Genomic DNA, 10774 nt, shown 5'->3' with positions numbered 1-10774 from the left:
TGGGAAATTCAATTTTCCCATATTTTTTATTTTTTACTAAAATTTTCAATTCAATATAATGAAATTTCCATTTTAAAATTCAGCACTATTTTTTTTAACCATTATTTTCATGAAGGTTATATTGAAATAAATTGATCCGTCAGCACTATCTTTCAAAAGCAATCTTAATCATATACATTACTCTTACTAAATTTTATAATTTCAAAATTTTCAAACATTATAAAAGTTATTAATGAAATATATAATACTGATTTGATTAAATTGTGTGATTAAATGAAAAGTGATAGTGTAAAAAAAGGAATTCAAAGAGCACCACATAGGTCACTTTTAAGGGCCTGTGGTCTTGACGATGAAGATTTTAAAAAACCTTTCATCGGTATAGCAAACAGTTTTACAGACATTGTGCCGGGTCACATCCATTTAAGAGATCTTGTGGAATTCGTAAAGGAAGGAATCATTGCTGCCGGAGGTATTCCATTCGAATTTGATACAATGGCAATCTGTGATGGAATCAGCATGAACCATGAGGGCATGAAATATTCCCTGCCTTCAAGGGAAATCATTGCAGCAACAGTGGAAAGCATGACAAAAGGCCACGCTTTCGATGGATTGGTATTGATTCCAAGCTGTGACAAAATTGTTCCGGGAATGATAATGGGTGCAGCAAGAGTAAATGTTCCGTCAATCGTTGTTACAGGCGGACCGATGGCTGCCGGTTCCTATAAGGGTAAGCCTGCTGACTTAATCACTGTTTTTGAAGCGGTCGGCTCATATTCTGCAGGAACAATGTCTGAAGAAGAGGTTTATGAGCTTGAAAAATGCGCCTGTCCTGGAGCCGGAAGCTGTTCCGGGCTCTTTACAGCAAATACAATGGCATGCATAACAGAAACATTGGGATTATCACTTCCGACATGTGCAACAACCCATGCAAGAACTAAGGAGAATGACGAAATTGCATATGAATCAGGCAAACAGATTATAAAGCTTGTTGAAGATGACATCAAGCCTTCCGATATCATGACTCAGGAAGCATTCAACAATGCCATTGCAGTCGACATGGCATTGGGCGGATCATCAAATACAGCATTGCACATACCTGCTTTGGCAAGTGAAGTCGAAGGTGTCGATGTGAATTTGGAATTGTTTGATGAGATTTCAAGAAACGTGCCCCACATTGCACTCATTTCCCCAGCCGGGGAAGATTCAATGATGGATTTACATCTTGCAGGAGGTATCCAGGCAGTGCTTAAGACCTTAGGTGACAAAATCGATACAGACCAGTTAACAGTCACCGGAAAAACAATCAGGGAAAACCTGGAAAATGTTGAAAACAAAAACACCGATGTTATTCATACCCTTGACAATCCGGTTCATGAAGACGGAGGTATTGCAATACTTAAAGGTAATTTGGCACCTAACGGCAGTGTAGTCAAAAAAGGTGCAGTTGCAGACCACCTGATGCATCTCAAAGGACCTGCAAAGGTATATGACTCAGAGGAAGATGTCACAAAGGCAATCTTTGACCATGAAATTGAAGAGGGCGACATTGTTGTAATCAGATATGAAGGACCGAAAGGAGGTCCTGGAATGCGCGAAATGTTGAATCCTACCTCTGCCCTTGCTGGAATGAACATCAAGGACGTAGGTTTGATAACCGATGGAAGATTCTCCGGAGGAACCAGAGGACCTTGCATAGGACACGTATCACCTGAAGCAAGAGAGGACGGTCCGATTGCTGCAATCCAAAACGGTGACATCATTGAAATAGACATCGAAAACAGATTCATCAATGTTGAATTGTCCGATGAAGAAATCGAAGCCAGATTAAAAGAGGTCAAACATCCAGAAAGCGATGTGGACGGATGGCTGGCGATATATCAGAAATTGGTTCATTCAGCTGACACCGGCGCTATTCTAAGGTAGTGTTATAATGGAAATATTAAAATACTCTGAAATTGATTTGGATGAAACCGTTAAGCGTTCAGAACAGGATGTTAACAATGTTTTAGGCACAGTTTCCGAGATTTTAGATAATGTTCGAATAAACAAGGACAGCGCAATTAGGCAATATACAGAGAAATTTGACGGTGTTACAATAGAAAATCTGAAAGTCTCTGAAGATGAGATCAAAGAGGCCTACGATACCTTGGATGATGAATTGCTTGTTGCCTTAAGACAGGCTGCGGCGAACATTGAAAAATTCCATAAAAAGCAAATTCCATCAGAATGGGAAATCGAAGTAAACCCTGGCATTGTTGCAGGCCAGATTGTAAGGCCAATCAACTCTGCAGGCTGCTACATCCCTGGAGGAAGGGCGGCTTATCCTTCATCAATACTGATGACTGTAATACCTGCAAAAATCGCAGGTGTTGAAAAGGTCGTATGTGTTACACCTCCTCAAAAGGATGGCAAAATCCTTGATGCGATTCTTGTTGCAGCTGACATTGCAGGAGCCGATGAAATTTATAAGGTCGGAGGAGCTCAGGCAATAGCCGGACTTGCATATGGAACAGAATCAATTCCATGTGTCGAAAAGATTGTCGGTCCGGGAAACATATTCGTTACAGCTGCCAAGAAGTTGGTCTATGGTCAAGTAGATATCGAGTTTCCGGCAGGCCCGTCCGAAGTGTTGATTCTGGCGGATGAAACTGCAAACCCTGAATTTTTGGCAACAGACATCTTGGCACAGGCAGAGCATGACCCTAATGCATCATGCTTTTTAGTAACCGATTCACAGGATTTAGCAATCAAAACTGATGAATTTGTAAAGGAACTTACTGAAATTGCTCCAAGACGTGAAATCATTGAGGAATCATTATCAAAAAGTGGAAAAATCATTATCACTGACACATTTGAAGAGGCGATTCATGTTACAAATGAATATGCTCCTGAACATTTAATCATATCCACTGCAGATGATGATGAAACATTATCACACGTCAACAATGCAGGCTCAATATTCTTGGGCGCATACTCACCGGTTGCGGCAGGAGACTATGGATCCGGAACTAACCATGTACTTCCTACTGGCGGTGGGGCAAAGATGTATTCCGGCCTGTCAACAGAAGCGTTCATCAAAAAGCCGACTGTTCAAAGAATTACAAAAGAAGGGTTAAAGGAATTGTCCAAAACTTCAGTTCCTATTGCCGAATATGAAGGATTCTTTGCCCATGCAAATTCCTTTAAAAAACGTTTGGAATAATAGTTAATCATTAACTATTATTTTTTTTATTTAACATCAATTCTCTATTTTTGCAATGTGGGTTCGTGATTTTTCAAGGCCCGCAAGCCTGAATTTTTGAGTTACTCATCTCAACTTTATTTTAGACCATTTTTAATGCTTATTTTTTAAAATAAAAGAAGATTCACATAGTTTAGTTAACTTTATATATTATGTTTCTATAATATTATATTCAAGAATATGTTTTTCATATTCTGTACTTTCTATACAAAAAAAGAAATTAGGTAATAAACAGTTGTCTAATCTTTCGGTAGTTTATAGGGATTTCCATAAACTTAGACAACACTTCTTTTAAAAGTATTATTTAATTTTCACTTTTAAAATTCATTAATTTTTACAGACCTCGAGGTGAATAATTTGCAAGGTTTATTAAACGATTGGAGAAGAACTCACTATGCAAAAGACGCTACACCTGAAATTGCAGGAAGCGATGTCACAATCATGGGTTGGGTACATGAAATCCGTGATTTGGGTGGTATCATCTTTGTAATCATCAGAGATGTAACCGGCAGAGTTCAAATTACAGCTCCAAGTAAAAAAGTAGAAGCAGAAATATTAGAAGATTTAAGATCATTTAGAAAAGAATCAGTTGTTGCCATTAAAGGTGCAGTACAGGAAGCTCCAAAAGCACCAAATGGTGTTGAAATTATTCCTAAAGAAATCAGAGTATTAAACTTAGCTAATCAGCCTTTACCAATGGATCCTACCGAAAAGGTTCAGGCTGGAATCGACACAAGATTAGATTCAAGATTCCTTGATATCAGAAAAGAAAACGTTTCAGCAATTTTCAAAATCAAAGGTCAAATGTTCCATACTATCAGAGATTTCTTCTATGACAACGGATTTTATGAAATTAACACTCCTAAACTTGTAGCATCCGCTACTGAAGGAGGAACAGAATTATTCCCAATTACTTACTTTGAAAAAGAAGCATTCTTAGGCCAATCCCCTCAATTATACAAACAAATGATGATGGGAGCTGGAATGGATAAGGTATTTGAAATCGGCCAGATTTTCAGAGCAGAAGAGCACGATACCTTAAGACACTTGAACGAAGCGGTTTCCATCGATGCAGAAGCGTCATTCATGGAAGATGTTGATGTAATGAAAATCCTAAATGACATGCTTATTCAAGTATTGAAGGACATAAATGAAAACTGCGCTGATGAATTGGACATTTTAGGTCATGAACTCGAAGTGCCTAGTGGAGATTTCCCGGTTGTTACTTATGATGAAGCGGTTGACATTGTAAACTCCCGTGACGTTGAAATGCAATGGGGAGAAGACTTGTCCCGTGAAGCTGAAAAGGCATTAGGAGACACTATGGGAGGATTCTACTTCTTGACTGAATGGCCGACCGAAATCAAACCGTTCTATGTAATGCCTAAAGAAGGGGATGAAAAATACTCTCACGCATTCGATTTGATGTACAACAACTTGGAGTTGTCTTCAGGTGCAACCCGTGTTCACCAATATGACTTGCTTGTAAAACAAATCGAAGAAAGAGGCTTGAACCCTGCAGGATTTGGAAGCTATCTCAAAGCGTTTGAATACGGTATGCCTCCTCACGCAGGTTGGGGTCTTGGTGCAGACAGGTTGACCATGGTGCTAACCGGATCTGAAAACATCCGTGAATGTGTACTCTTCCCAAGGGACAGACACAGATTAACCCCTTAATCTCTTTTCTTTTTTTTTAAGATAATATGGAAGAATATGATATAGCTGTTATTGGCGGCGGACCGGCGGGAATGATGGCTGCAATTGCCGCAAGTAGGAATTCCTCAAAAGTTGTATTGCTTGAAAAAAACCCTAAATTAGGACGCAAGCTCTTGATGACCGGTGGCGGAAGGTGCAATATCACCAACCGAAAGCCAATAAAAAAGCTATTGAATTTCTATCCTCAAAAAAACTTTTTAAAACACTCTTTTTACACGCTTACCAATGAAAAGCTTCTTTCGTTTTTTGAAGAGAAAGGTTTATCCTTCATTGAAGAGGATGACAATAGGATTTTTCCAGAAACCGAGAAATCCAGTGATATCCTAAACATTTTAATTGATTATTTGGATGATGTTACTATAAGGTATGACTTTGAAGTTAAATCTATTGTAGAAAATTTCATAATCAATGATGAAATCAAGGCAGGTAAAATTATAATTGCAACAGGTGGTGCAACATACCCGCAAACCGGCTGTAGTATTGAAAACTATACCCTTACATCCCACCCATTGACTGATATCAGGTATGGTCTTGTTCCTTTAATCACTAAAAAGGATTTATCGGATATTGCAGGAATTACATTATACGATGTTATTGCAAGCTATGGGAAATCAAAAACAAAAGGGAATGTTTTGTTCTCACATGTTGGTCTGACTGGGCCGGGAATTATTAATTTGAGCAATGAAATATCTGAAGATATAAATTACAACCTATTGGAAAACGACAATCCCGAAATTGATGTTGAAATAGCTATTGATCTATGTCCGGATTTCACACGTGAAAATCTACAGGATAAATTTACAATAGATTTTCAGGCTAAGGGGAAAACCATGGTTAAGAATTACTTGAGACTATTCCTGACAAGCAATTTCATTGATTTCTTTTTGGATGAAATAAACATTGACGGCGAAACCCAGCTGTCAAGGATTGATAAGAAAAGCAAAAACAGATTGATTGAAAACTTAAAAAGGTTTACATTTGAAATCACAGCTTTCAATAAGAATCTGGCTAAAGTTACAATCGGTGGAATCAATTTGGATGATGTAAATCCAAAAACAATGGAATCATCATTAACACCAAACCTTTATTTTGCAGGGGAAGTCCTGGATTTGCATGGGCCTACCGGAGGATATAATCTGAAAATTGCTTTTTCAACCGGTTATTTGGCTGGGCTTTCAGCTAGTGAAAAATGATTTTTGGATACTGAGTTAACAGAACTTCTGCAAAGTTAAAAATTTTTAGTACTTTTTTTTCAATTCCAAGGCAATAACTTATGTTACAATTTTTTTTTTTAAGGTAAAATATGAAAAATTTTCCTAATATAACAAAATATTTAACATATATTTAATTCAAAAAGTAGTTTATGACAGACAAAATGTTCATGGGTGCATCAACTAAACAAGGTTTGGATATTGCAAATAAAAGCAGAGAGATTATCCGTGGCCTTATTGGTGATGATGTCAAAGATTTAAAACCTATAGAAAGAGACATCGTTGAGAGAATTGTTCACTCAACTGCCGATCCTGAATATGCAAAATTAGTCAAAATGAGTAATGATTTTGTAGATGCAGCTATGGCGTCCCTTAGAAATAAAGAAACCATTTTAACAGACATTAACATGGTTAAATATGGAATTACAAGATATGAAGGGGAAGTTGAGTGTTATATCAAAAACGAAGAAGTTGTAAAAATAGCTAAAGAGCATCAAATTACAAGAGCGGCAGCTGCAATGCGTTTCGCAGCTCAAAATGACTTTGAAGGTATAGTCGTTTCTGGTAATGCTCCGACTGCTGTTTTTGAAGCAATGGATTTATATCAAAAAGGTGAAATGAATCTTAAAGCTATTGTAGGTGTTCCTGTTGGTTTTGTCGGAGCGGCTGATTCAAAAGAGGCTCTGCATAATTCAAACATTCCGAATATTATTGTTGAAGGACCTAAAGGCGGTACACCAATTGCTGTTGCTTGCGTAAATTCATTAATCCAACATTTATAAGTGTGATAAAATGTATTCCGAAGAACTGTTCAATGAATCTAAAAATTATTTTCCCGGTGGAGTAAATTCTCCTGTCCGTGCTTTTAAACCATATCCGTTTTTTGTTAAAAGCGCTGGTGGTTCAAAGCTCACTGATGTAGATGGACAAACATATATTGACTATTGTTTAGCTTATGGTCCATTAATATTGGGGCATGCTGATCCTAAAGTTGTAAGGGAAGTTTCTAATCAATTGACTATTGGAACCGCATATGGTACTCCAACAGAAAATGAGATTACTCTTGCAAAAGAAGTTGTTGATCGGATTCCTGCTGCTGAAATGGTAAGGTTTTGTAATAGTGGTACTGAAGCTACTATGAGTGCAATCAGATTGGCACGTGGTTTTACCGGCAGGGATAAGATAGTTAAATTTGAAGGAGCTTATCATGGAGCCCATGACTATGTATTGGTGAAAGGCGGTTCCGGTGCAGCAACTTTGCCGGATTCTCCAGGCATCCCGGTTGATACCACAAAAAATACTTTGTCTGTTCCATTCAACGATGAAGAGGCTTTAACCGAATTGATAGAAAAAGAAGGAGAAAACATTGCTTGTATCATCATGGAAGTTGTTATGGGTAATGTTGGCTGTATTGAACCAAAACCAGGATTTTTGGAATTCATAAGAAAAATAACTGAAGAAAACGATATCGTTTTAATATTTGATGAAGTCATCACCGGATTCAGGGCTTCAAGAGGTGGAGCTCAACAGTATTATGGTGTCACTCCCGACCTGACCACTCTTGGTAAGATTGTAGGAGGGGGCCTTCCGATGGGAGCATTTTGCGGTAAAAAGGAAATAATGGAATTGATTGCTCCAAACGGCCCGGTTTATCAGGCAGGTACATTTTCAGGAAATCCGGTATCTGTCCAGGCGGGAATTTCTACTTTGACTCAATTGGATGACGCATTCTATAAGGAATTGGAGAGAAAGGGTAACTTCCTTAGAAGCAATATTCAATCTATTATAGATGATGAAGGATATAACATCCAGCCGGTTGGACTCGCATCAATGTTTCAGATTTATTTCAATCCGGCACCGGTTTATGATTATGCCGATGCTCAGGAATCAGATAGAAAGCAATTCTTAAGATACTTTAAATCATTGTTAAAGCAAGGCGTGTTTATTCCGCCTTCCCAGTTTGAGTGTAATTTCATTTCTAACGCTCATAGTATGGAAGATTTACAGAAGACTTCTGAAGCTATTGAAATCGCTTTGGAAGCGGCATTTAAAAAAAGAAGAAGATTTTAAGGTGAGGTCATGGTGGACTGGAAAGAAATAGCATCATATGCAGTTATTCTAATAATAGTTTTAGTTGCCGCCCAACATTTGAATGTAGTTGTTTCAGGAAGTATGGAGCCTGCATTTTATAGGGGTGACATTGTCCTGGTTGAAAAGGCGGATTTCATTGGGATTCATGAGTTCGATCCCAATGATGTTCAGATTGGCGATGTAGTTGTTTATGATGCGGCTTGGTTTGAACAACCTGTAATTCATAGAGTTATTAATATTACAGATATTAACGGAACTACGATGTATGTTATAAAAGGGGACAATAATAATTCTCCTGACCCGTATTACGTTACAGCAGGCCAGATCAGGGAAAAGGTTGTAACATTAGGTGACAATTTAGTCGTTATTCCAAAAGTAGGTTATCTTTCCCTTTGGTTAAGAGGGTTATAATTTTTATTAAGGTGAGTTAATGTATTTTGAAATTGAAAAACAGGCGATTGATGCTATCAATAAGGCATTGGATCAATATGATGAGGAAATAGACAGGAATTTTAAATTGGAATTTCCACCTAATCCGGAATTAGGGGATTTGGCCAGTACCATTGCTTTTGCACTTACTAAAAAGTTAAGGACTTCCCCTCCGGAAGTTGCAAAAGACTTGGTTGAAAAGATTGAAGTCCCGGAAATTTTCACCAAAGTTCAAAATTTCGGGCCCTATGTCAATTTTTTCATTGATTATGACAAATTCTCTAAACTGCTTTTAGATAAGGTAGATGAGGATTACGGTAAGCTTCCTGCATATGGTGAAAAGATTGTATTGGAACACACTTCAGCAAATCCAAACGGACCATTGCACATTGGACACATTAGAAATTCCATTTTCGGAGATTCCCTTGCAAGACTATTAAAGCTAGCCGGCAGGGAAGTTATCACTCAGTATTATGTAAATGATATGGGAAGGCAAATTGCCATCATCGTTTGCGGAATAACCGAATGCGGCTTGAACATTGACGATTACGAAGGAGATAAAATCGACCACAAGATTGGAAAATTGTACTTTGATGCAAATAAGGCCGTTGAAGAGGACGATGCATTGAATGCAAAAGTCGACGAATTGATTCAAAAATACGAAGAAGGCAATGATGAAGAATTGAATAAGGTCTTTGAAGATGTCGTATCCAAGTGCATTTCCGGAATGAAGGAATCTCTTTTGAGAATGAACATTTCCCATGATGATTTCGTATGGGAAGGCCAGTTTGTAAGGAACGGTGAAGTCGATGAGCTTGTAAACTACATTACAAGAGAAGGATTTACAAGGGAAAATGAGGTGTTGTACATTGATTTAACAGACTTCAATATTGAAAAGGAGTTTGTTTTAAGAAGATCCAATGGAACATCACTTTACTCTACAAGAGATTTGGCTTATCACAAATATAAAGCTACTTTAGGTGATACAGTTCTTGACGTTTTAGGTTCAGACCATAAATTGGCTGCCAAACAGATAAAAATAATCTTCGAAGAGATATTCAGGCAAAAAGCTCCTGAAGTAATCTTTTATGAATTCATTACACTTCCGGAAGGTTCAATGTCTACAAGAAGAGGCAAGTTTGTTTCTGTTGATGAATTGATAGATGAGGCGGTTTCACGAGCTCATGATGAAATCAAATCAAGAAATCCTGATTTGACTGAAGAGGAAATCGCACCGATGGCTGAAGATATTGGTGTTGGAGCTATTAGATTTTTCATTGCCAAGCTATCCCCTGAAAAGCACTTGACTTTCAAATGGGACGAAGCGTTAAGCTTTGAGAGAGGATGTGCTTCAATTCAGTATGCACATGCAAGAGCATGCAAATTACTTGAAAAATCAGGCAAGGACATCAGCTCTTTAAGTGTCAGTGATGATTGGGCACCTAATGAAGTGGAACAGGATCTTGTAAGACAGATAGCCAAATTCCCGCAGGTTGTTGAAGATTGTGCAAATAAGAAAAGGGTTCACAATATCACACAATACTGTCATGATTTGGCCGGTTCATTTAACAAATTCTACAAATCAGAACAGGTAATAGGTTCTGATGTGGAGGATACTAGATTGATTTTAGTTGATAGAGCTAAAACAACTATTAAAAATGCTTTAGATATTTTGGGTGTTGCTGCACCTGAAAAAATGTAGATGAGTTATTAACTCATCTTAAATTTATATTAAGAGGGATATTATGGGAAATGAAATTACTGTCGATGACGTTATGGAGTTTCAAGGTATTTTTTCATTGATGCCGGCATTTGTATTTGAAGGCGTGGCTAAAAAGAAAAAAAATCTGACTAAAAAGTTTGAATCCACTATTCGCGCATATTTGAATTCAGCAAGCGAAGAAGACTTAAATAAAATCAGAAGAGTATTAAATACAGATATTGATGAATTGCAGGTTGTTATGGGTGAAGCTTATAAAAAGACAAATGATAAGCATTTTAAGGTATTGGCTAATCCTAAATATAAGGAATTCGTTGAATTGAATTTCAATGAGTTAAAAATGATGATGGATTGATTCTTTAAAGG

The 10774-nt window shown here is 37.6% G+C and carries 9 protein-coding genes; all 9 read left to right on the top strand.

Annotation, left to right across the window (positions count from 1 at the left end; translation table 11 throughout):
- Nucleotides 1–273 precede the first annotated feature (273 nt).
- The 9 genes from ilvD (at nucleotide 274) to TL18_RS10440 (ending at nucleotide 10763) form a co-directional block, all read left to right on the top strand.
- Complete coding sequence (gene ilvD / locus TL18_RS10480) at nucleotides 274–1923, top strand: dihydroxy-acid dehydratase (RefSeq protein ID WP_067045282.1); 1650 nt, start codon at nucleotides 274–276, stop codon at nucleotides 1921–1923.
- Between the two features lie 7 nt (nucleotides 1924–1930).
- The gene (gene hisD / locus TL18_RS10475) at nucleotides 1931–3202 is read left to right on the top strand and encodes a histidinol dehydrogenase (protein ID WP_067045279.1); all 1272 of its coding nucleotides are present in this window, start codon (nucleotides 1931–1933) and stop codon (nucleotides 3200–3202) included.
- 396 nt (nucleotides 3203–3598) lie between these two features.
- Nucleotides 3599–4918, top strand: a complete 1320-nt coding sequence (gene aspS / locus TL18_RS10470; RefSeq protein WP_067045276.1) for an aspartate--tRNA(Asn) ligase — start codon at nucleotides 3599–3601, stop codon at nucleotides 4916–4918.
- A gap of 26 nt (nucleotides 4919–4944) precedes the next feature.
- The gene (locus TL18_RS10465) at nucleotides 4945–6150 is read left to right on the top strand and encodes an aminoacetone oxidase family FAD-binding enzyme (protein ID WP_067045273.1); all 1206 of its coding nucleotides are present in this window, start codon (nucleotides 4945–4947) and stop codon (nucleotides 6148–6150) included.
- A 170-nt stretch (nucleotides 6151–6320) separates the two neighbouring features.
- Complete coding sequence (locus TL18_RS10460) at nucleotides 6321–6950, top strand: cobalt-precorrin-8 methylmutase (RefSeq protein ID WP_067045270.1); 630 nt, start codon at nucleotides 6321–6323, stop codon at nucleotides 6948–6950.
- A 10-nt stretch (nucleotides 6951–6960) separates the two neighbouring features.
- Nucleotides 6961–8238, top strand: coding sequence for a glutamate-1-semialdehyde 2,1-aminomutase (hemL, locus tag TL18_RS10455; RefSeq protein ID WP_067045267.1), 1278 nt, complete (start codon nucleotides 6961–6963; stop codon nucleotides 8236–8238).
- 9 nt (nucleotides 8239–8247) lie between these two features.
- Nucleotides 8248–8670: a signal peptidase I gene (locus TL18_RS10450; RefSeq protein ID WP_067045264.1), complete on the top strand. Its 423-nt coding sequence runs from the start codon at nucleotides 8248–8250 to the stop codon at nucleotides 8668–8670.
- A gap of 19 nt (nucleotides 8671–8689) precedes the next feature.
- Complete coding sequence (argS, locus tag TL18_RS10445; protein ID WP_067045261.1) at nucleotides 8690–10390, top strand: arginine--tRNA ligase; 1701 nt, start codon at nucleotides 8690–8692, stop codon at nucleotides 10388–10390.
- Between the two features lie 43 nt (nucleotides 10391–10433).
- Nucleotides 10434–10763, top strand: coding sequence for a hypothetical protein (locus TL18_RS10440; RefSeq protein WP_067045258.1), 330 nt, complete (start codon nucleotides 10434–10436; stop codon nucleotides 10761–10763).
- The last annotated feature ends 11 nt before the right edge of the window (nucleotides 10764–10774 follow it).

The organism is Methanobrevibacter sp. YE315, assembly GCF_001548675.1.
Classification (GTDB): Archaea; Methanobacteriota; Methanobacteria; order Methanobacteriales; family Methanobacteriaceae; genus Methanocatella.
The sequence above is the reverse complement of the archived record's forward strand: the minus strand, read 5'-3'. Positions and strand labels throughout refer to the sequence as shown.